Origin of the sequence: Escherichia sp. 93.1518 (assembly GCF_013368915.2) — a bacterium.
In the GTDB taxonomy this organism is placed as follows: Bacteria; Pseudomonadota; Gammaproteobacteria; order Enterobacterales; family Enterobacteriaceae; genus Escherichia; species Escherichia ruysiae.
Window position 1 is genome coordinate 54,440 of sequence record NZ_JABWMT020000005.1, and the last position, 23,891, is coordinate 78,330.

The following is a 23,891-nucleotide window of genomic DNA, read 5'->3' on the forward strand; positions in this document are numbered from 1 at the left end:
GCGGATCAGTTAACTGAATCGATCCATTGCACACTGTCGGCGGAGAGCGTAAAGGGGGTAGGGGTGCAGATCGCCAGACTTAAATTTTCTAGCTGACAATGGCTGACTGACAGCGAGGAGTGATAGGTGCTGTCTACGCTGACGATTTGCCAGGCGCTGCCACCACGTTGTTTAACGATGGCTTCTTTGCGCGTCCAGATGCGCCAGAACATTTCTAGTTGCTGATCGGGATGCACGGCGTCCATCTCAGCGTGTTCCCCGAGGCTGAACACGGCGTTCGCCAGCCAGCGCCAGTTGGCGCGCGGGCGAATCACTTCGATATCGCAGCCGACTTCGCCTTCATCGCTCAACAGCAGGGCGATATTGTCACCGCTATGGCTTAAGTTGAACCATAGCGGCGTTTCCGGCGCGAATGCCGGTTTGCCTTGTTCGCCATAGATGATCTCCGGTAGCGGGGAAAGCGTGTGCGAAAGCAATGCACGCCCCGCCAGCCAGCGTTCGCGTCGTGGACCTTGCGGTGCTTGCTCGCGTAAAGCCGGTGGCAGTGGAGCTGTGCTTAAGGTCGAAACTTTCCCCAGAACTATCCGATACATATCAGGGCCAACGTTTAATGGAAAAGGAAAGTGCGTATCGTATCACTTGTCGCCTCATCCCGGTAACCGACTTTTCGGTCGTCCCGGTCCCAGTAAAATCGCTAGTTTGCTGCCGCCTTTGGTGGTTTCCATCCAGATTTTACAGACGCTGGTTAATGGCACCGAAAGCAGCATACCAACCGGACCGAGTAACCATCCCCAAACCAACAACGACAGAAACACCACCATGGTGGACATCCCCAGTCGATGCCCCATCATCCGTGGCTCTAAAATATTGCCGATGACCATATGGACAACTAAAAACAGTGCGCCAACCAGAATACATTCGTAAACGCCATTAAACAGCAACACCTGAATCATTGGCGGCACGGCGGAGATCACCGCGCCAATATTGGGAACGTAGTTGAGCAAAAATGCCAGTACCGCCCACATCAGCGCAAACTGTACGCCCATTAGCGCCAGCCCCAGCCAGACGATGACGCCTGTCCATAAACTGAGCAGCGTCTTCAATGCAAGATAGTGCGAAACACCTTTTAAGGCGCGGTGTAGTCCGGCGATGTGAATCTGTGGGTTATTTAGCGCAAAACGCATTTTGTAAGGCACGTGGCGCACTTCAAAAAGCATAAAAACTACGGTCATCACCAGCAAAAGCACGCTCGCCATTGCGCCGGAAAGCCCGGTCATCAGCGCAGTGGTGAAGGCGACAACTTTTTCCGAATCCATCCGCTGGAGCATTCGTTCCGGCGACATATGCAGATTAAGAAACGGTAACATCTCTTGTAATTTAAAGAGCTTACGGGTCAGTTCCTTATTAAATTTCGGCAGCATAGAGATAAATTCGTTAAACGATGCCGCCAGTACGCCGACCAGCGCAGTAAGTGCTATCAGCATCACCACCACTACAATGGTAATGGCAACGGGACGTTGTACTCCACGACGTATAAACCAGGTGACCAGCGGGTTGAGGACGATGGCGAAAAAGAGCGCCAGTAACAGTTGCACAATGATATCTGCCGCTGCGTGAATGCCGGCGAGGATCACCACCAGCGAGGCCAACTTGAGCAGTATATGCATTCCTGTTTTATCCGGTTGAGGGGTTTCCATTGGGGCTTCCTTGTGACTTTTTGTATTAAGTGTAGCGGGAGTCACGCCAGCAATATTCTGATTCTTACTGCTGATTTCCACACCAGCCCGTGGTAAAAATGAAACACTGTTGTAAAAATGTGGTGATCCCCATGCCCGAACCCGCGCTAAATGGATTGCGCCTTAATCTGCGCATTGTCTCCATTGTCATGTTTAACTTCGCCAGCTACCTCACCATCGGGTTGCCGCTCGCCGTATTGCCGGGCTATGTCCATGATGTGATGGGATATAGTGCCTTCTGGGCGGGGCTGGTTATCAGCCTGCAATATTTCGCCACCTTGCTGAGTCGCCCACATGCCGGGCGTTATGCTGATTTGCTGGGGCCAAAAAAGATAGTCGTCTTCGGTTTGTGCGGCTGTTTTTTGAGCGGGCTGGGTTATCTGACCGCAGGATTAACCGCCAGTCTGCCCGTCATCAGCCTGTTATTACTGTGCCTGGGGCGCGTGATCCTCGGCATTGGGCAAAGTTTTGCCGGAACCGGATCGACACTGTGGGGCGTTGGTGTGGTTGGCTCACTGCATATCGGGCGGGTGATTTCGTGGAACGGCATTGTCACTTACGGGGCGATGGCGATGGGCGCGCCGTTGGGCGTGCTGTTTTATCACTGGGGAGGATTGCAGACGCTGGCATTAATCATTATGGGCGTGGCGCTGGTGGCGATTCTGCTGGCGCTCCCGCGTCCGTCGGTGAAAGCCAGCAAAGGCAAGCCACTGCCGTTTCGCGCGGTGCTTGGGCGCGTCTGGCTGTACGGTATGGTGCTGGCACTGGCTTCCGCCGGGTTTGGCGTCATCGCCACCTTTATCACACTGTTTTATGATGCTAAGGGCTGGGACGGCGCGGCTTTCGCGCTGACGCTGTTTAGCTGTGCGTTTGTCGGTACGCGACTGTTATTCCCTAACGGCATTAATCGTATCGGCGGCTTAAACGTGGCGATGATCTGCTTTAGCGTTGAGATAATCGGCCTGCTATTGGTTGGCGTAGCCACCGTACCGTGGATGGCGAAAATCGGCGTCTTGCTGGCTGGCGCTGGGTTTTCGCTGGTGTTTCCGGCACTGGGCGTGGTGGCCGTAAAAGCAGTTCCGCAGCAGAATCAGGGGGCGGCGCTGGCAACATACACTGTGTTTATGGATTTATCGCTGGGCGTGACCGGACCACTGGCTGGGCTGGTGATGAGCTGGGCTGGAGTGCCGGTGATTTATCTGGCAGCGGCGGGGCTGGTAGCAATCGCGTTATTGCTGACGTGGCGATTAAAAAAACGGCCTCCGGTGGAAGTACCGGAGACCGTCTCATCATCTTAAAACTTACTGAATAACCAGCGTATTAATGATGTTTTCTGCGGTGGTTTGCGCTTTTTGCTGATCGTCAGCAGGCAGCGTGATTTGCATGGTCAGCAGTTGATTACCCACGTTACCCAGAATGACGGAAGAGTACGCCGTCTGGCCTTTCGCGGAGATAATGCTGTCTAACTGCTGCATTTTGTGACCTTTCAGCTCAATAGATTTGTTGGTCACCACTTGCAGTTGCGGATCGCGGCTACGTTGCTGATCTTCCAGACGTTTCGCCAGCACAGCCAGATCTTCTTTCGGGTCGTCGCCCATGATGACGATGACTGCTTTCTGCCCGGTGGCGTCGGACCAGACGTGCATGTTATTGGCCTGCGTTCCCAGCTTACCGCTCTGGTCGGTCATATCCGCTGGCAGCGAGAAACTTAACTTGCCATCAAGCAGGTTGACGGGATTCACGGTAGCGTTACTTTCTGCGACCGAACCCTGCGCCGTAGCGTTAGTGTCTTTATCATCACAGGCCGCAAGCCCCATAACCAGCAGGCCAATTCCGACATATTTAACCAGATTGCGCATTGACTTCTTCCTTTCGATAAACGGCCATAACGGCTCATTCGTCCATCTTATCACAACTCTGATAACGAACCTTTAACTGGCCTGCAAAGCGTTGATTTCGGATTTATCTGCCAGTCTTTTCAATAGCATATTGAGTAATACGCCATACATTGGCAGGAAGAAAACGATGCTGATTAACACTTTGAAACAGTAATCAACCAGCGCGATTTCCATCCAGTGCTCAGCCATAAAGGCATCCGGGCTGCGCCAGAAAGCAATGAAGAAGAAGGCCAGCGTATCGCTGACGTTACCAAACAGTGTGGAAGCCGTCGGTGCCAGCCACCAGTGACGACTCTGACGCAAGCGGTTAAAGACATGCACGTCGAGGATCTGCCCCAGCGCGTAGGCCATAAAGCTGGCGGTAGCGATACGGGCGACAAACAGGTTGAAGTGGGCGAGAGCGCCGAATCCCTGCCATGAACCCATATAAAACAGTGATGAGATGACGTAGGAGATCAGCAACGCGGGGATCATTACCGCAAAGATGATGCGACGAGCCAGCGGCGCGCCAAAAATACGCACGGTCAGGTCGGTAGCAAGAAAAATAAACGGAAAGCTAAACGCGCCCCAGGTGGTATGAAAACCAAAAATGGAGACTGGAAGCTGTACCAGATAGTTACTGGAGGTGATCACCAGCAGGTGAAATAACGATAACCAGAACAACGCTTTATAGCGTTGCGTTTGTGAGAAAGCGTTCATATTGTACCTTTTTGATTAGCCATTGGGGTGAGGGAACCCAATACGTACGACACGCTATTTTATAGTGAGATAGTAACGTGCTTACCCTTTTTTCGAGCCGCCGCATGATACTGCTTTATGTTGACAATGCAATGGTTAATTTTCACGCAATCGTTAACCTTGTTTGCTAACGGACGTACAGAGCGTAAACTAGCGCCGTTTTTTTATATGGTGAGAAGAAAATGACCGATCTCTTTTCCAGCCCTGACCACACTCTTGACGCTCTTGGCCTGCGCTGCCCGGAACCAGTAATGATGGTGCGCAAAACAGTGCGCAATATGCAGCCAGGTGAAACGTTGCTGATTATTGCTGATGATCCGGCAACGACCCGCGATATTCCTGGGTTTTGTACCTTTATGGAACACGAACTGGTCGCCAAAGAGACGGATGGGCTGCCTTATCGCTATTTGATTCGTAAAGGTGGTTGATGGGGCTTTTCAGCCTGATGCGACGCTGGCGCATCTTATCAGGCCTACGTTGATACGGTCTGTAACCTTTTTTGCATCGAACGCGCTCAATGTTGTGATCGGCTTGTAGGACGGATAAGGCGTTCACGCCGCATCCGGCATGTGGGCATGTTAAGGGCAATGATTGCCAGCGTTATGGAATGCAAAGGAATGCAAAAATGGCTTATTTAATTCCAGTTTGTCTGGCATTGCTGGGATTACTCGCGATATTCACCCCCAATTGGCTGCTCCCTGTTTTTATCGTTGCGGTGGGATGGCTGGGGTTATTTGGCTGGGGTTGGCTCTGGCTAATGATTTTTTTACCTTTACTTAACGGTGTCGGGTTTGCTTATGCACTGTGGATGATGTTCAAAAGACCATCATTAGCATCCCGCCTGGTTGTTACATTCAGTGTTATCTCCATCATTCTGATGTTGGCGCTATATTACGCTTTCCTGACCATGCCACCGTTCCCGGCCCAGCACTAAGCCTGATAGCCAGAGGCTATCAGGCAACACCGTTACTTCCTGCGCAACAGCCTTAACGCATTCGCCGTCACCAGCACCGTCGCACCTGTATCTGCCAGCACCGCCAGCCACAGGCCGGTCATACCTAACAGCGTGGTGACGAGGAAGATCCCTTTCAGCCCCAGCGCAATGGTGATGTTCTGGCGGATATTAGCGTGAGTCGCGCGTGCCAGCTCAATCATTTGTACCAGACCGCGCAGGTGGTTATGCGTTAACGCCGCGTCGGCGGTTTCCAGCGCCACGTCTGTGCCGCTGCCCATAGCAATCCCGATGGCGGCAGCTTTCATCGCTGGCGCGTCGTTAATGCCGTCGCCGACCATCGCCAGCGGCGCATGTTGATTCAACTCCGTCACCGCTTTGACTTTATCTTCCGGCAGTAATCCTGCTTTAAATTCCAGCCCCAGTTCACCGGCAATGGCTGCCGCTGCACGCGGATTATCGCCGGTGAGGATCACCCCTTTGACGCCCAGGGTGTTCAGTTCACTGATGGCAGTAGCGGCATCGGTGCGCAGGGTATCCTGCAACGCAATGACACCAAGCACTTCATCGTTACGGACTACCAGCACTACCGTTTGTCCGGCGCTTTCCAGTTCATTAATCAAACCAGTAAATGCATCGGCAGGATGTTTCCCGGCAGCGCATATCAGCACCCGCTCTCCGTTGACCTGCGCTTCAATGCCAGAGCCGACCAGCGCCCGCTGTGACTCTGCGGCAGGTATGGCGAGTGCAGCAACCTGCGCTTCACGAACGATGGCTTGCGCCAGTGGATGCGTCGCGCCTTGCTCGACCGCCGCCGCCAGCGCCAGCAGTTCAGATTCGCTAATACCTGTTGCCGGATGAATCGCGGTAACGCGCGGTTTACCGACGGTCAGCGTACCGGTTTTATCAAACGCCACCTGGGTAACGCGACCTAGCTGTTCCAGCGCCGCGCCGCCTTTAATTAACGCTCCACGACGCGCCGCCGCTGCCAGCCCGGAGGTAATCGCCGCAGGCGTGGAGATAACTAACGCACACGGGCAACCAATCAGCAGCAGCGTCAGCCCTTTATAAATCCACTCCTGCCAGCTTGCGGCAAATAGCAGCGGTGGCACCAGCGTCACCAGCAGGGCGACGGCCATAATTGCCGGCGTGTAGATACGGCTGAAACGGTCAATAAAACGCTCAATCGGTGCGCGGCGCTCTTCGGCCTCTTCAATCAGTTTCAGAATACGATCAATGGCGCTGGCACCCGGTTCTGACAACACTTCCAGCGTCACCAGACGGTCAACGCTGGTGGCGCCTGCCGGGACTTTATCGCCTGTCGCGCGTTCCACAGGGATGGATTCGCCGGTCAGGGCGCTTTCATCAAAACTGGCAAACGGCGAGAGCAGTTTACCGTCAGCAGGCAAACGTCCACCCGCCGCAACTTCAATCACATCGCCAGGCCGTAGGCTGTTAATCGCCACCTCTTCCCGCTCACCGTTACGCAGGCGCGTGGCGGTTTCCGGTTTCAGCGCCATTAACGCGCTGACGCCCTGACGTGCGCGGCTGGCGGCCCATCCTTCCAGTCGTTCGCCAATCAGAAACAGCAATAACACCATCGCAGCTTCAGCCGTTGCGCCAATAAACAGTGCGCCAATAGCGGCCACGCTCATTAACGTTTCAATGGCAAAATAACTGCCGGACTTGATCAGCCGTAATGCCTGACGAGCAATCGGGTACAGCCCAACCAGCGTGGTCGCGATAAACGCCAGTTGCCCGAACGGATGATTAAATTGCTCCAGCCCCCAACTGATTGCCATCATCACAATAAGCGTAATCAGCGGCAGGTTTTCTTTCAGGCGTGATGCTTGTGGTTCTTCAGCGGCCTGCTCATCGCGCAGGGAATAGCCCGCTTTTTGCACCGCCGATTCAATTTGCGCACGGATGTCATTGTCGGCATCCACTACCAGTTTTTCGGTAGCGAACAACACCTGTACCTGATTCACGCCTGCAAGCTGACGCACGGCATTTTCTACCTTGCGCGCACAGGCGGCGCAGTCCATGCCGCTGACTTTCCAGCTATAGCGGGTGCCGGAGACGTTTTCAGAGAGTGTTGGCGTGCTGGAACATGCACCGTCGCAGCAACAGTCGTTGGCGTTCTGTGCCGTGGTTAGCGGTTTGAACGCGGCAAATTGAGGGGCTTTTTTGCCGTGATTGTCGGGAGTCGACATGGCATCCTCCGGTTAAGTTTTTTCTCATTAACCGAAGGATACACTCTGGAGTCGACTCCAGAGTCAAGTTTTATCAGAGATACAGCGAGCGGACGATGAGGAAGTGTCCTGCAAAGTAGCAAGCCGCAGCAATGGCGTTATCCGCACGGAAGCGTCGGCGATAGTGGCTACCCAGCCAGACAAAGTTACTGATAAACAGCAGTGCAGCGCCCATAAAGGCAGAGAGTGCCGGAGCAGTCGGGCGGAAGAACCACAGTTCACCTGCCAGCCACACCATCACCAGCGTCATACCGATAAAAGTACAGACAGGCCAACGGAACTCTTCGAGACGCGTCCAGATAATGGCCAGCAATAGCGCGCCCAGAACCAGCAGTACCAGCGGCAACGGCCAGAAAAAGGAGAGCGTCATCTGGCTGGCGAAATAGATGGTATACAGCAAGTGTGAGAGGAAAAACGCACCGATAGCGTACATCAGACGCTGGCGTGGTAACAGGGTTAACGCATCGCCCAGCAGTGAGGCACACAGCCCCGCCAGCACCAGATAGCTAATGGCATCGAACATTGGCGCTTGCCAGGCCAGCAACAGCAGTAGCAGAAGGGTTAACGGTTTAAATACCCAGCGTTGCCAGGTTGGCCCACGGTACGATGCATCCACAGATAGCCATGCGGAAAGACAGACAGCGATAAACGACCAAAGCATCTTAGTTCCTTGAATTCGTTATTTTTTCGTAAGCGGAATGCCTACGGTCTTGCTAATCAGTTTAGTGGCGAGGATGGACGGATGACAACACCATAACTGGCAGGGTATGCTTATTTCCGCATTTTCCGATGAGGGATAAAGATGAGCAAACCACCTCTTTTCTTTATTGTTATCATTGGCTTAATTATCGTCGCCGCATCGTTTCGTTTTATGCAACAACGGCGGGAAAAAGCTGATAATGATATGGCGCCGCTCCAGCAAAAGCTGGTAGTGGTGAGTAGCAAGCGGGAAAAACCGATTAACGATCGTCGTTCGCGCCAGCAGGAAGTGACTCCGGCGGGCACCAGTATGCGTTATGAGGCGAGTTTCAAACCGCAAAGCGGTGGACTGGAGCAGACATTCCGCCTCGACGCTCAACAGTACCATGCCCTGACGGTGGGTGATAAAGGTACGTTGAGCTATAAAGGAACGCGCTTTGTCAGCTTTGTTGGCGAACAATAATGCTACTTTTTGGGGTTAATTTTCTTCTGCCAGACCAACAGTTCAAACACGCCGAAAAGGAAAATACGCACCTTTTCGGCGGTGGTCATCTGCGGGCCATCTTTCGGCAAGGTCGATTTCAACAGCGCCAGCTGCATACCATGCATCAGCACGGTAAAAATCAGCGCCACGTTAACAAAAATATTCAGCGGGCGTGGGAAGGGCTGAAAAAGATTGAGGATCAAAAATCCCCAAACGCAGAGCATTAACAAACGTCCAATATTAATCAGCATCACTTTCTCCTTGTGTTTCACGCTGATACAGCCGATAAGCGACCTGACCAGCCACTTTTTCGCGATATAACGACCAGTTGGCAGGAACGGCGGGCAAGCCATTTTCTACTTCACTTTCAACATATACCCAGGCTTCATCAGCCAGCCAGCCGTTGTTTTCCAGTAAATTAATGGTTTCTTCTAACAAGCCACGGCGGAACGGTGGATCGACGAACACGATATTATGCGGTGTGCCTTTTTGCGCCAGGAATGACATCGCGTTGCTGTTCACGACTCGCGCATTGCCCGCTTTCAGCGTCGCCAGATTCTTGATTAACTGCTGAGATACCGCGCGATCCATCTCAACCAACGTAGCTTCCGCAGCGTAGCGTGACAAGGCTTCCAGCCCCAGCGCACCGCTACCTGCGAAGCAATCCAGGCATTGCGCATCAACAATGACCGGCGCCAGCCAGTTAAACAGCGTTTCGCGCACGCGATCGGTGGTAGGGCGTAGACCTGGGCTATCAGGAACCGGGAGTTTACGGCCTCGCCACTGCCCGCCAATAATGCGGATTTGACCGCTGCCGGAATGATTCGGTTTTTTCATGGTAAATTGCTCAATCCGCCAGATAACACATACTTGCAGGCGGTGATGTGGATTAAGTTAAGTGGTAGACTATTTCATCATTTTTTTAGCTGCTATGTACATAGCGTTAACGCTGTGCCATGAAGCAACAGCGAGGAGTGTAGTCGCAGATGGCGAAAGAAAAAAAACGTGGCTTTTTTTCCTGGCTGGGCTTTGGTCAAAAAGAGCAGACCCCGGAAAAAGAGACAGAAACCCAAAACGAACAACCGGTTGTAGAAGAAACCGTCCAGGCGCAAGAGCCTGAGAAAGTTGCTGAACAACCCGTTGAAGAGCAGCCGCAGGCGCATACTGAAGCTGAGGCGGAAACTTTTGCTGCCGACGTTGTGGAAGTCACTGAACAGGTTGTTGAAAGTGAAAAAACGCAACCTGAAGCGGTTGTCGAGCCGGAAGTTATTGCAGAACCGGAACCGATAGTTGAAGAAACGCCAGCGTCGGTAGTTGAACCTGAAGTTACGCCAGAGCCAGTGGCTATCGAGCGTGAAGAGCTGCCGCTGCCGGAAGACGTTAAAGTCGAAGAAGTTTCGCCAGAAGAGTGGCAGGCCGAAGCGGAAACCGTGGAGATTGTCGAAGCGGCGGAAGAACAAGCAGCGAAAGAAGAAATCACCGACGAAGAGCTGGAAGCACAGGCGCTGGCCGCTGAAGCGGCAGAAGAGGCGGTGATGGTCGTTCCACCAGCAGAAGAAGATCAGCCGGTGGAAGAGGTAGCCCAGGAGCAGGAAAAACCAACCAAAGAAGGTTTCTTCGCGCGCCTGAAACGCAGCCTGCTGAAAACCAAAGAAAACCTCGGTTCCGGATTTATCAGCCTGTTCCGTGGTAAAAAAATCGACGATGATCTGTTTGAAGAGCTGGAAGAGCAATTGCTCATCGCCGATGTGGGCGTGGAAACCACGCGCAAAATCATCACCAATCTGACTGAAGGCGCGACCCGCAAACAGCTTCGCGATGCTGAGGCGCTCTACGGTCTGCTGAAAGAAGAGATGGGTGATATTCTGGCGAAGGTCGATGAACCGCTGAACGTCGAAGGCAAAACACCGTTCGTAATCCTGATGGTAGGCGTCAATGGCGTGGGTAAAACCACGACTATCGGTAAGCTGGCGCGTCAGTTTGAACAGCAAGGTAAATCGGTGATGCTGGCGGCAGGTGATACTTTCCGTGCGGCAGCAGTTGAGCAGCTTCAGGTCTGGGGGCAGCGCAACAATATTCCGGTGATTGCCCAGCATACCGGCGCGGACTCCGCCTCAGTTATCTTCGACGCCATTCAGGCCGCTAAGGCGCGTAATGTTGATGTCCTGATTGCCGATACCGCCGGACGCTTGCAGAACAAATCGCACCTGATGGAAGAGCTGAAGAAAATCGTCCGTGTGATGAAGAAACTCGACGTTGAAGCTCCGCATGAAGTTATGCTGACTATCGATGCCAGCACCGGGCAGAATGCGGTAAGCCAGGCCAAACTGTTCCATGAAGCAGTCGGCTTAACCGGCATCACATTAACGAAACTGGACGGCACGGCGAAAGGCGGAGTAATTTTCTCGGTGGCTGACCAGTTTGGTATTCCTATTCGCTATATTGGTGTCGGCGAGCGTATTGAGGATTTGCGTCCGTTTAAGGCGGACGACTTTATAGAGGCACTTTTTGCCCGAGAGGATTAACAATGATTCGCTTTGAACATGTCAGCAAGGCTTATCTCGGTGGGAGACAGGCGCTGCAGGGCGTTACGTTCCATATGCAGCCGGGTGAGATGGCGTTTCTGACCGGTCATTCCGGTGCAGGGAAAAGTACCCTCCTGAAGCTGATCTGTGGGATTGAGCGGCCCAGCGCCGGGAAAATCTGGTTTAGCGGCCATGACATCACGCGTCTGAAAAACCGTGAAGTTCCGTTTCTGCGCCGCCAGATTGGCATGATTTTCCAGGATCACCATCTACTGATGGATCGTACTGTCTACGATAATGTGGCGATCCCGTTGATTATCGCCGGTGCCAGCGGTGACGATATTCGTCGTCGTGTATCGGCGGCGCTGGATAAAGTCGGGCTACTGGACAAAGCGAAGAACTTTCCGATTCAGCTTTCTGGCGGTGAACAACAACGCGTTGGCATTGCCCGCGCGGTGGTTAACAAACCTGCGGTACTGCTGGCGGACGAACCGACCGGTAACCTTGACGACGCGCTGTCGGAAGGAATTTTACGTCTGTTTGAAGAGTTTAACCGCGTTGGGGTAACGGTATTGATGGCAACGCACGACATCAACCTGATTTCGCGGCGTTCCTATCGTATGCTCACCCTGAGCGATGGTCACTTGCATGGAGGCGTGGGCCATGAATAAGCGCGATGCAATCAATCATATCCGGCAGTTTGGCGGACGTCTGGATCGCTTCCGTAAATCGGTCGGCGGTTCTGGCGACGGTGGTCGTAATGCGCCGAAACGCGCGAAATCCTCGCCAAAACCGGTAAATCGCAAAACCAACGTTTTCAACGAACAGGTGCGTTATGCGTTCCACGGCGCTTTGCAGGATCTCAAAAGTAAACCGTTCGCCACGTTTTTAACGGTGATGGTCATCGCCATCTCCCTGACGCTGCCAAGCGTCTGCTATATGGTGTACAAAAACGTTAACCAGGCGGCGACGCAGTATTATCCCTCACCGCAAATCACCGTTTATCTGCAAAAAACGCTGGACGATGACGCCGCTGCGGGCGTGGTGGCACAGCTACAGGCCGAACAGGGCGTGGAGAAAGTGAACTATCTTTCTCGTGAAGACGCGTTGGGCGAGTTCCGTAACTGGTCTGGTTTTGGCGGCGCGCTAGACATGCTGGAGGAAAACCCGCTTCCGGCAGTGGCGGTGGTGATCCCAAAACTCGATTTCCAGGGTACGGAGTCGCTGAATACGTTGCGTGATCGCATCACGCAAATTAACGGCATCGATGAAGTACGAATGGACGATAGCTGGTTTGCCCGTCTGACCGCACTGACTGGGCTGGTAGGGCGCGTTTCGGCGATGATTGGCGTGCTGATGGTGGCGGCGGTGTTCCTGGTTATCGGCAACAGCGTGCGTCTGAGCATATTTGCCCGTCGTGACTCCATTAACGTGCAGAAACTGATTGGTGCGACGGATGGTTTCATCCTGCGCCCGTTCCTGTACAGTGGCGCACTGCTGGGATTTTCTGGCGCATTGTTGTCATTAATTTTGTCAGAAATTCTGGTGCTGCGATTGTCATCGGCGGTTGCGGAAGTGGCGCAGGTATTTGGAACGAAGTTTGATATCAATGGGTTATCGTTCGATGAATGCTTGTTGTTGCTGCTGGTGTGTTCGATGATTGGCTGGGTGGCAGCATGGCTTGCCACGGTACAACATTTACGGCACTTTACGCCGGAATAATAAAAGCGTGTTATACTCTTTCCCTGCAATGGGTTCCGTAGCAGGGAAAGAGACCCCGTTGTCTCTTCCCGGTATTTCATCTCTATGTCACATTTTGTGCGTAATTTATTCACAAGCCAGCATTGAACTTGTGGATAAAATCACGGTCTGATAAAACTGTGAATGATAATCTCGTTGCTCTTAAGCTCTGGCACAGTTGTTGCTACCACTGAAGCGCCAGAAGATATCGATTGAGAGGATTTGAATGACTGACAAAATGCAAAGTTTAGCTTTAGCCCCAGTTGGCAACCTGGATTCCTACATCCGGGCAGCTAACGCGTGGCCGATGTTGTCGGCTGACGAGGAGCGGGTGCTGGCTGAAAAGCTGCATTACCATGGCGATCTGGAAGCAGCTAAAACGCTGATCCTGTCTCACCTGCGGTTTGTTGTTCATATTGCTCGTAATTATGCGGGCTATGGCCTGCCACAGGCGGATTTGATTCAGGAAGGTAACATCGGCCTGATGAAAGCAGTGCGCCGTTTCAACCCGGAAGTGGGTGTGCGCCTGGTCTCCTTCGCCGTTCACTGGATCAAAGCAGAGATCCACGAATACGTTTTGCGTAACTGGCGTATCGTCAAAGTTGCGACCACCAAAGCGCAGCGCAAGCTGTTCTTTAACCTGCGTAAAACCAAGCAGCGTCTGGGCTGGTTTAACCAGGATGAAGTCGAAATGGTGGCTCGCGAACTGGGCGTAACCAGCAAAGACGTCCGTGAGATGGAATCGCGTATGGCGGCACAGGACATGACTTTTGACATGTCTTCCGACGACGATTCCGACAGCCAGCCGATGGCTCCGGTGCTTTATTTGCAGGATAAATCATCTAACTTTGCCGACGGCATTGAAGACGATAACTGGGAAGAGCAGGCGGCAAACCGACTGACCGATGCGATGCAGGGGCTGGACGAGCGTAGCCAGGACATCATCCGCGCGCGCTGGCTGGACGAAGACAACAAATCTACGTTGCAGGAACTGGCCGACCGTTACGGTGTTTCCGCTGAACGTGTGCGTCAGCTTGAAAAGAATGCGATGAAAAAACTTCGCGCTGCTATTGAAGCGTAATTTCCGCTGTTAAACAGAGAACCCTGGATGAGAGTCCGGGGTTTTTGTTTTTTGAGCCTCTGCAATAATCAATTTTCCCTTCTGGCAAAAGCCAATCCACGCGCAGTTTGTTAATAAACTGTCAAAATATCTATTCCAATATCATAAAAATGGGGTATGTTTTAGCAGAGTATGCTGCTAAAGCACGGGTAGTCATGCATAAAACGAAATAAAGTGCTGAACAACAACATCACAACACACGTAATAACCAGAAGAATGGGGATTCTCAGGATGAATATAAAGGGTAAAGCGTTACTGGCAGGATGTATCGCGCTGGCATTCAGCAATATGGCTCTGGCAGAAGATATTAAAGTCGCGGTCGTGGGCGCAATGTCCGGTCCGGTGGCTCAGTACGGTGACCAGGAGTTTACTGGCGCAGAACAGGCGGTTGCGGATATCAACGCCAAAGGCGGCGTTAAAGGCAACAAACTGCAAATCGTAAAATATGACGATGCCTGTGACCCGAAACAAGCGGTTGCGGTGGCAAACAAAGTGGTTAACGACGGCATTAAATATGTCATTGGTCACCTCTGTTCTTCTTCTACACAGCCAGCGTCTGACATTTATGAAGACGAAGGCATTTTAATGATCACCCCAGCGGCAACCGCGCCAGAGCTGACTGCCCGTGGCTATAACTTGATTATGCGCACCACCGGTCTGGACTCCGACCAGGGGCCGACGGCGGCAAAATATATTCTTGAGAAAGTGAAACCGCAGCGTATTGCTATCGTCCACGACAAACAACAGTACGGCGAAGGTCTGGCGCGTGCGGTGCAGGACGGCCTGAAGAAAGGCAATGCTAACGTGGTGTTCTTTGATGGCATCACCGCCGGGGAAAAAGATTTCTCTACCCTGGTGGCACGCCTGAAGAAAGAGAATATTGACTTCGTTTACTACGGCGGTTATCACCCGGAAATGGGGCAGATCCTGCGTCAGGCGCGCGCGGCGGGGCTGAAAACTCAGTTTATGGGGCCGGAAGGTGTGGCTAACGTTTCGCTGTCTAATATCGCGGGCGAGTCAGCGGAAGGACTGCTGGTGACCAAGCCGAAGAATTATGATCAGGTTCCGGCGAACAAACCAATTGTTGATGCGATCAAAGCGAAAAAACAGGATCCAAGCGGCGCGTTCGTCTGGACCACCTACGCGGCGCTGCAATCTTTGCAGGCGGGGCTGAATCAGTCTGACGATCCGGCGGAGATCGCTAAATACCTGAAAGCGAACTCGGTTGATACGGTGATGGGGCCACTGACCTGGGATGAGAAAGGTGACCTGAAAGGCTTTGAGTTCGGTGTGTTTGACTGGCACGCCAACGGCACGGCGACCGATGCGAAGTAACAGATAGATAAATGAAAATGCCCGATGAGCTGAACCGCCATCGGGTTTTTTTGTGTTTGTCGAAATGGTTGTAGAAAGATTAAACAATCCAGGATATGCTTAATGTACGGTAGAATTCCGTACATATTTATAAGTAGCAGGAGAGTTTACATGTCTGCTGTTAAAAAGCAGCGTATCGATCTGCGTTTAACTGACGATGACAAAAGTCTAATTGAGGAAGCGGCGGCGATATCTAATCAGTCCGTCAGCCAATTTATGTTGAATAGTGCCTCGCAGCGGGCTGCAGAAGTGATTGAACAGCATCGGCGAGTGATCCTTAATGAGGAGTCCTGGACGCGGGTGATGGATGCGCTGAGTAATCCGCCGTCACCAGGTGAAAAGCTAAAACGTGCGGCAAAACGTCTTCAGGGAATGTAATAATTTATGGATGAGCTGACGATAGAGATTCTGACTAATGATGCAGATTATGATCTACTGCGATTCGACTGCGGCGAGGAAGCCTTAAATCTCTTTCTGACGACACATCTGGTTCGTCAACATCGCAATAAAATTCTGCGAGCGTACATTCTTCGTACCAACACCCCTGAACGTCAAATACTGGGATATTACACATTATCCGGCAGTTGTTTTGAACGAGCCGCATTGCCCTCGAAATCGAAACAGAAAAATATTCCCAGCGTCACTCTTGGGCGTCTGGCAATTGATCGTTCAATACAGGGGCAGGGATGGGGAGCAACACTAGTTGCTCATGCCATGAAAGTCGTCTGGTCAGCCTCTTTAGCGGTAGGTATTCACGGTCTTTTTGTCGAGGCGCTGAATGAAAAAGCCCATACGTTTTATCAGTCGCTGGGCTTTATCCCGTTGGTCGGAGAAAACGAAAATGCGTTATTTTTCCCAACCAAATCCATAGAACTGCTTTTTACACAGAGCGATTAACGCTTCTCCCAGCCGCTCTGCTGTGCCGTAAACCCCTGTGCTTGCATAAACGCTGTCATCACACCGCGATCTTCCACGCCTGCATCCGCCATCCACCAGCATGAAACGCCAGGATTGTTACGCAGCACCTCTTCCAGCAGATATTGCCCTACGCCGCGCCGCCGGGTGACTTCCCGCACTCGCAGGGAATCCATCGCTCCCTCGGTGCCGCTTAAGGTTACTCGCACGGCAGCGAGCAGGCGCTCGTTAAAACGCGCGGCGTAAATACGGTGGGAATCGTCAACCTGTAAAGAGGAAGGAGAATACTCCGGCCAGATCTTTTGCAGGTCAATCCGATCCTGGTCGCTAAAGTTTTCTAATCGAATGATGGTCAGCTTCATGGGGAACCCGTACAAATCACAAAAGTGGAACCAGTGTAGCGAAATAATTTAATCGGAGGCTTTCTCTTTTTTATTTCTTTTGGCAGGTGATTAATTTTTTTTCAGCAATAATTACAAATTAAAAACATTATAGAATGAAAATTGTCCAGCATAATCCCCTGAATGGTAGTGAATTATTCCGCCCTTTGTACCGTTATTTTATGCTGACAACTGCGCTTTTTTCTGTTTATCTATCAATTAATTCAGAATATTATCTGTTCTTAATCGACTGAAAAATAGGGATTTTAATCGATATCATCACAAAAAACTGCGCTAAACCCTTAATCGGACAGGCAAAAACAGCGCAGTATAAAAAAGAACAGTCTGATTTGTTAACACATAAAAAACAAAGCAACACAACATTACGAGTGGGGATTTTTGACTATGAAACGGAATGCGAAAACTATCATCGCAGGGATGATTGCACTGGCAATTTCACACACTGCTTTAGCCGACGATATTAAAGTTGCCGTTGTCGGCGCGATGTCCGGCCCGATTGCCCAGTGGGGCGATATGGAATTTAACGGCGCGCGTCAGGCGATTAAAGACATTAATGCTAAAGGGGGAATTAAAGGCGATAAGCTGGTTGGCGTGGAATATGACGACGCCTGCGACCCAAAACAAGCCGTTGCGGTCGCCAACAAAATCGTTAACGACGGCATTAAATACGTTATTGGGCATCTGTGTTCCTCTTCTACCCAACCTGCGTCGGATATCTACGAAGACGAAGGTATCCTGATGATCTCGCCGGGAGCGACCAACCCGGAGCTGACTCAGCGCGGTTATCAACACATCATGCGTACTGCCGGGCTGGACTCTTCCCAGGGGCCAACGGCAGCAAAATACATTCTTGAGACGGTGAAGCCCCAGCGCATCGCCATCATTCATGACAAACAACAATATGGCGAAGGGCTGGCGCGTTCGGTGCAGGACGGGCTGAAAGCGGCTAACGCTAACGTCGTCTTTTTCGACGGCATTACCGCTGGTGAGAAAGATTTCTCCGCGCTGATTGCCCGCCTGAAAAAAGAAAACATCGACTTCGTTTACTACGGCGGTTACTACCCGGAAATGGGGCAGATGCTGCGCCAGGCGCGTTCCGTTGGCCTGAAAACTCAGTTTATGGGGCCGGAAGGTGTCGGTAATGCGTCGCTTTCGAATATTGCTGGCGATGCTGCCGAAGGTATGTTGGTCACTATGCCAAAACGCTATGACCAGGATCCGGCAAACCAGGGCGTCGTTGATGCGCTGAAAGCAGACAAGAAAGATCCGTCCGGGCCTTATGTCTGGATCACTTACGCGGCGGTGCAATCTCTGGCGACTGCCCTTGAGCGTACCGGCAGCGATGAGCCGCTGGCGCTGGTGAAAGATTTAAAAGCTAACGGTGCAAACACCGTGATTGGGCCGCTGAACTGGGATGAAAAAGGCGATCTGAAGGGATTTGATTTTGGTGTCTTCCAGTGGCACGCCGACGGTTCATCCACGGCAGCCAAGTGAAAATCCCACCGCCCGTGAAATGCGGGCGGGTTTAGAAAGGTTACCTTATGTCTGAGCAGTTTTTGTATTTCTTGCAGCAGATGTTTAACGGCGTCACGCTGGGCAGTACTTACGCGCTGATAGCCATCGGCTACACCATGGTTTACGGCATTATCGGCATGATCAACTTCGCCCATGGCGAGGTTTACATGATTGGCAGCTACGTCTCCTTTATGATCATCGCTGCGCTGATGATGATGGGCATTGATACCGGCTGGCTGCTGGTGGCGGCGGGATTTGTCGGCGCAATCGTCATTGCCAGCGCCTACGGCTGGAGTATCGAACGGGTGGCCTATCGCCCGGTACGTAACTCTAAGCGCCTGATTGCGCTCATCTCGGCAATCGGCATGTCCATCTTCCTGCAAAACTACGTCAGCCTGACCGAAGGTTCGCGCGATGTGGCGCTGCCCAGCCTGTTTAACGGTCAGTGGGTGGTGGGTCATAGCGAAAACTTCTCTGCGTCTATTACCACCATGCAGGCGGTGATCTGGATTGTCACCTTCCTCGCCATGCTGGCGCTGACGATTTTCATCCGTTATTCGCGCATGGGGCGCGCCTGTCGTGCCTGCGCCGAAGACCTGAAAATGGCGAGCCTGCTTGGCATCAACACTGACCGAGTGATTGCGCTGACCTTTGTGATTGGCGCGGCGATGGCGGCGGTGGCGGGCGTTCTGCTCGGTCAGTTCTACGGTGTGATTAACCCCTACATCGGCTTTATGGCCGGGATGAAAGCCTTTACCGCAGCGGTGCTCGGTGGGATTGGCAGTATTCCGGGGGCGATGATTGGCGGGTTGATTCTGGGGATTGCGGAGGCGCTCTCTTCTGCCTATCTGAGTACGGAATATAAAGATGTGGTCTCATTTGCCCTGCTGATTCTGGTTCTGCTGGTGATGCCGACCGGTATTCTGGGTCGCCCGGAGGTAGAGAAAGTATGAAACCGATGCATATTGCAATGGCGCTGCTCTCTGCTGCGATGTTCTTTGTTCTGGCGGGCGTCTTTATGGGCGTGCAACTGGAGCTGGATGGCACCAAACTGGTGGTCGACAGTGCTTCAGATATCCGTTGGCAGTGGGTATTTATCGGTACGGCGGTGGTCTTTTTCTTCCAGCTTGTGCGACCTGCTTTCCAGAAGGGGTTGAAAAGCGTTTCCGGGCCGAAGTTTATTTTGCCTGCGATTGATGGCTCCACGGTGAAGCAGAAACTGTTCCTCGTGGCGTTGCTGGTGCTTGCGGTGGCGTGGCCGTTTATGGTCTCACGCGGGACGGTGGATATCGCCACCCTGACCATGATCTACATTATCCTCGGCCTCGGGCTAAACGTGGTGGTGGGGCTGTCTGGCCTGCTAGTGCTGGGTTACGGCGGTTTTTACGCCATCGGCGCTTACACCTTTGCGCTGCTCAATCACTATTACGGTCTGGGCTTCTGGACCTGCCTGCCAATTGCCGGGTTAATGGCAGCGGCGGCGGGCTTCCTGCTCGGTTTTCCGGTGCTGCGTCTGCGTGGTGATTATCTGGCGATCGTTACCCTCGGTTTCGGCGAAATTGTGCGCATATTGCTGCTCAATAACACCGAAATTACCGGCGGTCCGAACGGCATCAGTCAGATCCCGAAACCCACTTTCTTCGGCCTTGAGTTCAGCCGTACCGCCCGCGAAGGTGGCTGGGATACGTTCAGTAATTTCTTTGGCCTGAAATACGATCCGTCCGATCGCGTCATCTTCCTCTACCTGGTGGCGTTGCTGCTGGTAGTGTTAAGCCTGTTTGTCATTAACCGCTTACTGCGGATGCCGCTGGGGCGTGCGTGGGAAGCGTTGCGTGAAGACGAGATCGCCTGCCGTTCGCTGGGCTTAAGCCCGCGCCGTATCAAGTTGACCGCCTTTACCATCAGCGCCGCGTTTGCGGGTTTTGCCGGAACGCTGTTTGCGGCGCGTCAGGGCTTTGTCAGCCCGGAATCCTTCACCTTTGCCGAATCAGCCTTTGTACTGGCGATAGTGGTGCTCGGTGGCATGGGGTCGCAGTTCGCGGTGATTCTGGCGGCAATTTTGCTGGTGGTATCGCGCGAGTTGATGCGTGATTTCAACGAATACAGCATGTTAATGCTCGGTGGCTTGATGGTGCTGATGATGATCTGGCGTCCGCAGGGCTTGCTGCCCATGACGCGCCCGCAACTCAAGCTGAAGAACGGCGCAGCGAAAGGAGAGCAGGCATGAATCAGCCCTTATTATCTGTTAACGGCCTGATGATGCGCTTCGGCGGCCTGCTGGCGGTGAACAACGTCAATCTCGAACTGTACCCGCAGGAGATCGTCTCGTTAATCGGCCCTAACGGAGCCGGAAAAACCACGGTCTTTAACTGCCTGACCGGATTCTACAAACCCACCGGCGGCACCATTTTACTGCGCGATCAGCATCTGGAAGGTTTGCCGGGTCAGCAAATTGCCCGCATGGGCGTGGTGCGCACCTTCCAGCATGTGCGTCTGTTCCGTGAAATGACGGTGATTGAAAACCTGCTGGTGGCGCAGCATCAGCAACTGAAAACCGGGCTGTTCTCCGGCCTGTTGAAAACGCCTTCTTTCCGTCGCGCCCAGAGTGAGGCGCTCGACCGAGCCGCAACCTGGCTGGAACGCATTGGTTTGCTGGAACACGCTAACCGTCAGGCGAGCAACCTGGCTTATGGCGACCAGCGCCGTCTGGAGATCGCCCGCTGCATGGTGACGCAGCCGGAGATTTTAATGCTCGATGAACCTGCGGCAGGTCTTAACCCGAAAGAGACCAAAGAGCTGGATGAGCTGATTGCCGAGCTTCGTAACCATCACAACACCACTATCTTGTTGATTGAACACGATATGAAGCTGGTGATGGGTATTTCAGACAGAATTTACGTGGTCAATCAGGGGACGCCACTGGCAAACGGCACGCCGGAACAGATCCGTAATAACCCGGACGTGATCCGTGCCTATTTAGGTGAGGCATAAGATGGAAAAAGTCATGTTGTCCTTTGACAAAGTCAGCGCCCACTACGGCAAAATCCAGGCGCTGCATGAGGTGAGCCTGCATATCAATCAGGGCGAGATTGTCACCCTGATAGGTGCGAACGGTGCGGGGAAAACTACCTTACTCGGCACATTATGCGGCGACCCGCGCGCCACCAGCGGGCGAATTGTGTTTGATGATAAAGACATTACCGACTGGCAGACGGCGAAAATCATGCGTGAAGCGGTAGCGATTGTCCCGGAAGGACGTCGCGTCTTCTCGCGGATGACGGTGGAAGAGAACCTGGCGATGGGTGGCTTTTTTGCTGAACGCGACCAGTTTCAGGAGCGCATAAAGTGGGTGTATGAGCTGTTTCCGCGTCTGCATGAGCGCCGTGTTCAGCGGGCGGGCACCATGTCCGGTGGTGAGCAGCAGATGCTGGCGATAGGTCGCGCGCTGATGAGCAACCCGCGTTTGCTACTGCTTGATGAGCCATCGCTCGGACTGGCGCCGATTATCATCCAGCAAATTTTCGACACCATCGAACAACTGCGCGAGCAGGGGATGACCATCTTCCTCGTCGAGCAGAACGCTAACCAGGCGCTAAAGCTGGCGGATCGCGGCTACGTGCTGGAAAACGGCCATGTGGTGCTCTCCGATACTGGTGATGCACTACTGGCGAATGAAGCGGTGAGAAGTGCGTATTTAGGCGGGTAATAACACGTTGATTGATAGGGAGTCAAAAGACTCCTTTGAGACAGGTGACAAATGTAAAATTGCCTGATGCGCTGCGCTTATCAGGCCTACTGGGTGAGTTGCAATATATTGAATTTGCACGATCTTGTAGGCCAGATAAGGCGTTTACGCCGCATCCAGCATGAAACGATGAGCATGTTATCTACAATCTGTAGAGTTTGACACAGGACTTCTATTTTTCCGCTTATCCGTGTCCCATCTCCCATTTTCCCTCACCCGCGCCGTCACTGCCTTGTCATCTTTCTGACACCTTACTATCTTACAAATGTAACAAAAAAGTTATTTTTCTGTAATTCGAGCATGTCATGTTACCCCGCGAGCATAAAACGCGTGAATTCGCGCATTCGGTACAACAAGAGAGATAAACGATGAAACCGTTACATTATACAGCTTCAGCACTGGCGCTCGGACTGGCGTTAATGGGGAATGCACAGGCAGTGACGACCATTCCGTTCTGGCATTCTATGGAAGGGGAACTGGGTAAAGAGGTGGATTCTCTGGCTCAACGTTTTAACGCCGAAAACCCGGATTACAAAATTGTACCGACCTATAAAGGCAACTACGAACAGAATTTAAGTGCGGGGATTGCCGCATTCCGTACCGGCAACGCTCCGGCTATTTTGCAGGTTTATGAAGTTGGCACCGCTACCATGATGGCGTCGAAAGCCATTAAACCGGTATATGACGTGTTTAAAGAGGCGGGGATTCAATTCGATGAATCGCAGTTTGTGCCGACGGTTTCCGGTTACTACTCCGACAGCAAAACGGGCCACTTACTCTCCCAGCCGTTCAACAGCTCGACCCCCGTACTCTATTACAACAAAGACGCCTTCAAGAAAGCAGGATTAGACCCGGAACAGCCGCCGAAAACCTGGCAGGATCTGGCGGACTATGCCGCAAAACTGAAAGCCTCCGGTATGAAGTGCGGCTACGCCAGCGGCTGGCAGGGCTGGATCCAACTGGAAAACTTTAGCGCCTGGAACGGTCTGCCGTTTGCCAGCAAAAACAACGGTTTTGACGGCACGGACGCGGTGCTGGAGTTCAACAAGCCGGAGCAGGTGAAACACATTGCCATGCTCGAGGAGATGAACAAGAAGGGCGACTTCAGCTACGTCGGTCGTAAGGATGAATCCACCGAGAAGTTCTATAACGGTGATTGCGCGATGACCACCGCCTCTTCCGGTTCGCTTGCCAACATTCGCGAGTACGCCAAATTCAACTACGGCGTAGGCATGATGCCTTACGACGCTGATGCGAAAGATGCGCCACAAAACGCCATTATCGGCGGGGCCAGCCTGTGGGTGATGCAGGGCAAAGATAAAGAAACTTATACAGGTGTGGCGAAGTTCCTCGACTTCCTCGCGAAGCCAGAAAACGCTGCTGAGTGGCATCAGAAAACCGGTTATCTGCCGATCACCAAAGCGGCGTATGACCTGACCCGTGAGCAGGGCTTTTACGAGAAAAACCCTGGGGCGGATACCGCGACGCGTCAGATGCTGAACAAGCCGCCGTTGCCGTTCACCAAAGGGCTGCGTCTGGGCAACATGCCGCAGATCCGCGTGATTGTGGATGAAGAGCTGGAGAGCGTGTGGACCGGCAAGAAGACGCCACAGCAGGCGCTGGATACCGCCGTTGAGCGTGGGAATCAGTTACTGCGCCGCTTTGAGCAGTCTACGAAGTCTTAATTCTCTTACCCTCACCCTAACCCTCTCCCAAAGGGAGAGGGGACCGATCGGCGTGGTGGAAAAGTATGCACCGCCTTTCTCCCTCGCCCCTCTGGGGAGAGGGCCGGGGTGA

At 52.8% G+C, this 23,891-nt stretch carries 26 protein-coding genes; 17 read left to right on the forward strand and 9 right to left on the reverse strand.

Annotated features, from left to right (window positions below; genetic code table 11):
- Nucleotides 1-5: 5 nt before the first annotated feature.
- Together acpT and HEN21_RS05270 are read right to left on the reverse strand one after the other, a co-directional pair.
- Complete coding sequence (gene acpT, locus HEN21_RS05265; RefSeq protein ID WP_176251721.1) at nucleotides 6-593, reverse strand: 4'-phosphopantetheinyl transferase AcpT; 588 nt, start codon at nucleotides 591-593, stop codon at nucleotides 6-8.
- A gap of 54 nt (nucleotides 594-647) precedes the next feature.
- Nucleotides 648-1,697, reverse strand: coding sequence for an AI-2E family transporter (locus tag HEN21_RS05270; RefSeq protein ID WP_016158904.1), 1,050 nt, complete (start codon nucleotides 1,695-1,697; stop codon nucleotides 648-650).
- Between the two features lie 98 nt (nucleotides 1,698-1,795).
- Between HEN21_RS05270 and HEN21_RS05275 the strand changes: the two genes are divergently transcribed.
- Nucleotides 1,796-3,034 carry an MFS transporter gene (locus HEN21_RS05275; RefSeq protein WP_105285319.1) on the forward strand — a complete coding sequence of 413 codons (1,239 nt, stop codon included), beginning with the start codon at nucleotides 1,796-1,798 and terminating at the stop codon, nucleotides 3,032-3,034.
- Between the two features lie 3 nt (nucleotides 3,035-3,037).
- Here HEN21_RS05275 and dcrB read toward each other — a convergent pair whose 3' ends face one another.
- Nucleotides 3,038-3,595: a phage sensitivity protein DcrB gene (gene dcrB, locus HEN21_RS05280; RefSeq protein WP_001245301.1), complete on the reverse strand. Its 558-nt coding sequence runs from the start codon at nucleotides 3,593-3,595 to the stop codon at nucleotides 3,038-3,040.
- 72 nt (nucleotides 3,596-3,667) lie between these two features.
- Entirely contained in the window at nucleotides 3,668-4,333 is a 666-nt protein-coding gene (locus HEN21_RS05285; protein WP_000991080.1) for a 7-cyano-7-deazaguanine/7-aminomethyl-7-deazaguanine transporter, read from the reverse strand.
- A 221-nt stretch (nucleotides 4,334-4,554) separates the two neighbouring features.
- Between HEN21_RS05285 and tusA the strand changes: the two genes are divergently transcribed.
- The gene (tusA, locus tag HEN21_RS05290) at nucleotides 4,555-4,800 is read left to right on the forward strand and encodes a sulfurtransferase TusA (protein WP_000130621.1); all 246 of its coding nucleotides are present in this window, start codon (nucleotides 4,555-4,557) and stop codon (nucleotides 4,798-4,800) included.
- Nucleotides 4,801-4,997: 197 nt separating this feature from the next.
- Nucleotides 4,998-5,306, forward strand: coding sequence for a hypothetical protein (locus HEN21_RS05295; protein WP_000323736.1), 309 nt, complete (start codon nucleotides 4,998-5,000; stop codon nucleotides 5,304-5,306).
- A gap of 32 nt (nucleotides 5,307-5,338) precedes the next feature.
- Here the strand turns inward: HEN21_RS05295 and zntA are convergent, their stop codons facing one another.
- Complete coding sequence (gene zntA, locus HEN21_RS05300) at nucleotides 5,339-7,537, reverse strand: Zn(II)/Cd(II)/Pb(II) translocating P-type ATPase ZntA (RefSeq protein ID WP_176251722.1); 2,199 nt, start codon at nucleotides 7,535-7,537, stop codon at nucleotides 5,339-5,341.
- Between the two features lie 73 nt (nucleotides 7,538-7,610).
- On the reverse strand, nucleotides 7,611-8,237 hold the full coding sequence (locus HEN21_RS05305) for a lysoplasmalogenase (RefSeq protein ID WP_105285322.1): 627 nt from the start codon (nucleotides 8,235-8,237) through the stop codon (nucleotides 7,611-7,613).
- A 141-nt stretch (nucleotides 8,238-8,378) separates the two neighbouring features.
- Here HEN21_RS05305 and HEN21_RS05310 point away from each other — a divergent pair, with 141 nt between their 5' ends.
- Nucleotides 8,379-8,738, forward strand: coding sequence for a DUF2500 domain-containing protein (locus tag HEN21_RS05310; RefSeq protein WP_105287192.1), 360 nt, complete (start codon nucleotides 8,379-8,381; stop codon nucleotides 8,736-8,738).
- A gap of 2 nt (nucleotides 8,739-8,740) precedes the next feature.
- On the opposite strand, the gene HEN21_RS05315 is transcribed toward HEN21_RS05310, so the two are convergent.
- Entirely contained in the window at nucleotides 8,741-9,010 is a 270-nt protein-coding gene (locus tag HEN21_RS05315) for a DUF1145 family protein (protein WP_010353117.1), read from the reverse strand.
- Nucleotides 9,000-9,596, reverse strand: coding sequence for a 16S rRNA (guanine(966)-N(2))-methyltransferase (gene rsmD, locus HEN21_RS05320; RefSeq protein ID WP_105285324.1), 597 nt, complete (start codon nucleotides 9,594-9,596; stop codon nucleotides 9,000-9,002). The genes HEN21_RS05315 and rsmD overlap by 11 nt, the downstream gene beginning before the upstream one ends.
- A 149-nt stretch (nucleotides 9,597-9,745) precedes the next feature.
- Here rsmD and ftsY point away from each other — a divergent pair, with 149 nt between their 5' ends.
- From ftsY to HEN21_RS05355, 7 genes are all read left to right on the forward strand, one after another.
- Complete coding sequence (gene ftsY / locus HEN21_RS05325) at nucleotides 9,746-11,284, forward strand: signal recognition particle-docking protein FtsY (RefSeq protein WP_176251723.1); 1,539 nt, start codon at nucleotides 9,746-9,748, stop codon at nucleotides 11,282-11,284.
- 2 nt (nucleotides 11,285-11,286) lie between these two features.
- Nucleotides 11,287-11,955, forward strand: a complete 669-nt coding sequence (gene ftsE / locus HEN21_RS05330) for a cell division ATP-binding protein FtsE (RefSeq protein ID WP_000617723.1) — start codon at nucleotides 11,287-11,289, stop codon at nucleotides 11,953-11,955.
- The gene (gene ftsX / locus HEN21_RS05335) at nucleotides 11,948-13,006 is read left to right on the forward strand and encodes a permease-like cell division protein FtsX (protein WP_176251724.1); all 1,059 of its coding nucleotides are present in this window, start codon (nucleotides 11,948-11,950) and stop codon (nucleotides 13,004-13,006) included. The genes ftsE and ftsX overlap by 8 nt, the downstream gene beginning before the upstream one ends.
- Nucleotides 13,007-13,250: 244 nt before the next feature.
- Complete coding sequence (rpoH, locus tag HEN21_RS05340; protein WP_000130222.1) at nucleotides 13,251-14,105, forward strand: RNA polymerase sigma factor RpoH; 855 nt, start codon at nucleotides 13,251-13,253, stop codon at nucleotides 14,103-14,105.
- Nucleotides 14,106-14,375: 270 nt separating this feature from the next.
- On the forward strand, nucleotides 14,376-15,479 hold the full coding sequence (livJ, locus tag HEN21_RS05345) for a branched chain amino acid ABC transporter substrate-binding protein LivJ (RefSeq protein WP_010350765.1): 1,104 nt from the start codon (nucleotides 14,376-14,378) through the stop codon (nucleotides 15,477-15,479).
- 150 nt (nucleotides 15,480-15,629) lie between these two features.
- Nucleotides 15,630-15,896 carry a type II toxin-antitoxin system antitoxin AtaR gene (gene ataR / locus HEN21_RS05350; protein ID WP_001277103.1) on the forward strand — a complete coding sequence of 89 codons (267 nt, stop codon included), beginning with the start codon at nucleotides 15,630-15,632 and terminating at the stop codon, nucleotides 15,894-15,896.
- A gap of 6 nt (nucleotides 15,897-15,902) precedes the next feature.
- Nucleotides 15,903-16,415, forward strand: coding sequence for a GNAT family N-acetyltransferase (locus tag HEN21_RS05355; RefSeq protein ID WP_176251725.1), 513 nt, complete (start codon nucleotides 15,903-15,905; stop codon nucleotides 16,413-16,415).
- Here HEN21_RS05355 and panM read toward each other — a convergent pair.
- Nucleotides 16,412-16,795 carry an aspartate 1-decarboxylase autocleavage activator PanM gene (panM, locus tag HEN21_RS05360; RefSeq protein ID WP_000778812.1) on the reverse strand — a complete coding sequence of 128 codons (384 nt, stop codon included), beginning with the start codon at nucleotides 16,793-16,795 and terminating at the stop codon, nucleotides 16,412-16,414. The two genes, HEN21_RS05355 and panM, sit on opposite strands and share 4 nt — an antisense overlap.
- 423 nt (nucleotides 16,796-17,218) lie before the next feature.
- Between panM and livK the strand changes: the two genes are divergently transcribed.
- The 6 genes from livK to ugpB all read left to right on the forward strand — a co-directional run bounded on the left by livK (nucleotide 17,219) and on the right by ugpB (nucleotide 23,779).
- Nucleotides 17,219-18,328: a high-affinity branched-chain amino acid ABC transporter substrate-binding protein LivK gene (livK, locus tag HEN21_RS05365; protein WP_105287195.1), complete on the forward strand. Its 1,110-nt coding sequence runs from the start codon at nucleotides 17,219-17,221 to the stop codon at nucleotides 18,326-18,328.
- 47 nt (nucleotides 18,329-18,375) lie between these two features.
- Nucleotides 18,376-19,302, forward strand: coding sequence for a high-affinity branched-chain amino acid ABC transporter permease LivH (gene livH / locus HEN21_RS05370; RefSeq protein ID WP_001295111.1), 927 nt, complete (start codon nucleotides 18,376-18,378; stop codon nucleotides 19,300-19,302).
- On the forward strand, nucleotides 19,299-20,576 hold the full coding sequence (livM, locus tag HEN21_RS05375; RefSeq protein ID WP_000803775.1) for a branched chain amino acid ABC transporter permease LivM: 1,278 nt from the start codon (nucleotides 19,299-19,301) through the stop codon (nucleotides 20,574-20,576). Before livH ends, livM begins: the two co-directional genes overlap by 4 nt.
- Nucleotides 20,573-21,340 carry a high-affinity branched-chain amino acid ABC transporter ATP-binding protein LivG gene (gene livG / locus HEN21_RS05380; RefSeq protein ID WP_001075510.1) on the forward strand — a complete coding sequence of 256 codons (768 nt, stop codon included), beginning with the start codon at nucleotides 20,573-20,575 and terminating at the stop codon, nucleotides 21,338-21,340. Before livM ends, livG begins: the two co-directional genes overlap by 4 nt.
- Nucleotide 21,341: 1 nt before the next feature.
- A complete protein-coding gene (gene livF / locus HEN21_RS05385) occupies nucleotides 21,342-22,055 on the forward strand; it encodes a high-affinity branched-chain amino acid ABC transporter ATP-binding protein LivF (RefSeq protein WP_000416895.1) in 714 nt (237 codons plus the stop codon).
- Nucleotides 22,056-22,462: 407 nt separating this feature from the next.
- Nucleotides 22,463-23,779, forward strand: coding sequence for a sn-glycerol-3-phosphate ABC transporter substrate-binding protein UgpB (gene ugpB / locus HEN21_RS05390; RefSeq protein ID WP_000803191.1), 1,317 nt, complete (start codon nucleotides 22,463-22,465; stop codon nucleotides 23,777-23,779).
- Nucleotides 23,780-23,891 lie beyond the last annotated feature (112 nt).

Excerpts from the sequence above, each read along its gene's own strand:
- acpT (WP_176251721.1), bottom strand. The coding sequence starts at position 593 with ATGTATCGGATAGTTCTGGGGAAAGTTTCGACCTTAAGCACAGCTCCA.
- HEN21_RS05270 (WP_016158904.1), bottom strand. The coding sequence starts at position 1,697 with ATGGAAACCCCTCAACCGGATAAAACAGGAATGCATATACTGCTCAAG.
- HEN21_RS05275 (WP_105285319.1), top strand. The coding sequence starts at position 1,796 with ATGAAACACTGTTGTAAAAATGTGGTGATCCCCATGCCCGAACCCGCG.
- dcrB (WP_001245301.1), bottom strand. The coding sequence starts at position 3,595 with ATGCGCAATCTGGTTAAATATGTCGGAATTGGCCTGCTGGTTATGGGG.
- HEN21_RS05285 (WP_000991080.1), bottom strand. The coding sequence starts at position 4,333 with ATGAACGCTTTCTCACAAACGCAACGCTATAAAGCGTTGTTCTGGTTA.
- tusA (WP_000130621.1), top strand. The coding sequence starts at position 4,555 with ATGACCGATCTCTTTTCCAGCCCTGACCACACTCTTGACGCTCTTGGC.
- HEN21_RS05295 (WP_000323736.1), top strand. The coding sequence starts at position 4,998 with ATGGCTTATTTAATTCCAGTTTGTCTGGCATTGCTGGGATTACTCGCG.
- zntA (WP_176251722.1), bottom strand. The coding sequence starts at position 7,537 with ATGTCGACTCCCGACAATCACGGCAAAAAAGCCCCTCAATTTGCCGCG.
- HEN21_RS05305 (WP_105285322.1), bottom strand. The coding sequence starts at position 8,237 with ATGCTTTGGTCGTTTATCGCTGTCTGTCTTTCCGCATGGCTATCTGTG.
- HEN21_RS05310 (WP_105287192.1), top strand. The coding sequence starts at position 8,379 with ATGAGCAAACCACCTCTTTTCTTTATTGTTATCATTGGCTTAATTATC.
- HEN21_RS05315 (WP_010353117.1), bottom strand. The coding sequence starts at position 9,010 with ATGCTGATTAATATTGGACGTTTGTTAATGCTCTGCGTTTGGGGATTT.
- rsmD (WP_105285324.1), bottom strand. The coding sequence starts at position 9,596 with ATGAAAAAACCGAATCATTCCGGCAGCGGTCAAATCCGCATTATTGGC.
- ftsY (WP_176251723.1), top strand. The coding sequence starts at position 9,746 with ATGGCGAAAGAAAAAAAACGTGGCTTTTTTTCCTGGCTGGGCTTTGGT.
- ftsE (WP_000617723.1), top strand. The coding sequence starts at position 11,287 with ATGATTCGCTTTGAACATGTCAGCAAGGCTTATCTCGGTGGGAGACAG.
- ftsX (WP_176251724.1), top strand. The coding sequence starts at position 11,948 with ATGAATAAGCGCGATGCAATCAATCATATCCGGCAGTTTGGCGGACGT.
- rpoH (WP_000130222.1), top strand. The coding sequence starts at position 13,251 with ATGACTGACAAAATGCAAAGTTTAGCTTTAGCCCCAGTTGGCAACCTG.
- livJ (WP_010350765.1), top strand. The coding sequence starts at position 14,376 with ATGAATATAAAGGGTAAAGCGTTACTGGCAGGATGTATCGCGCTGGCA.
- ataR (WP_001277103.1), top strand. The coding sequence starts at position 15,630 with ATGTCTGCTGTTAAAAAGCAGCGTATCGATCTGCGTTTAACTGACGAT.
- HEN21_RS05355 (WP_176251725.1), top strand. The coding sequence starts at position 15,903 with ATGGATGAGCTGACGATAGAGATTCTGACTAATGATGCAGATTATGAT.
- panM (WP_000778812.1), bottom strand. The coding sequence starts at position 16,795 with ATGAAGCTGACCATCATTCGATTAGAAAACTTTAGCGACCAGGATCGG.
- livK (WP_105287195.1), top strand. The coding sequence starts at position 17,219 with ATGAAACGGAATGCGAAAACTATCATCGCAGGGATGATTGCACTGGCA.
- livH (WP_001295111.1), top strand. The coding sequence starts at position 18,376 with ATGTCTGAGCAGTTTTTGTATTTCTTGCAGCAGATGTTTAACGGCGTC.
- livM (WP_000803775.1), top strand. The coding sequence starts at position 19,299 with ATGAAACCGATGCATATTGCAATGGCGCTGCTCTCTGCTGCGATGTTC.
- livG (WP_001075510.1), top strand. The coding sequence starts at position 20,573 with ATGAATCAGCCCTTATTATCTGTTAACGGCCTGATGATGCGCTTCGGC.
- livF (WP_000416895.1), top strand. The coding sequence starts at position 21,342 with ATGGAAAAAGTCATGTTGTCCTTTGACAAAGTCAGCGCCCACTACGGC.
- ugpB (WP_000803191.1), top strand. The coding sequence starts at position 22,463 with ATGAAACCGTTACATTATACAGCTTCAGCACTGGCGCTCGGACTGGCG.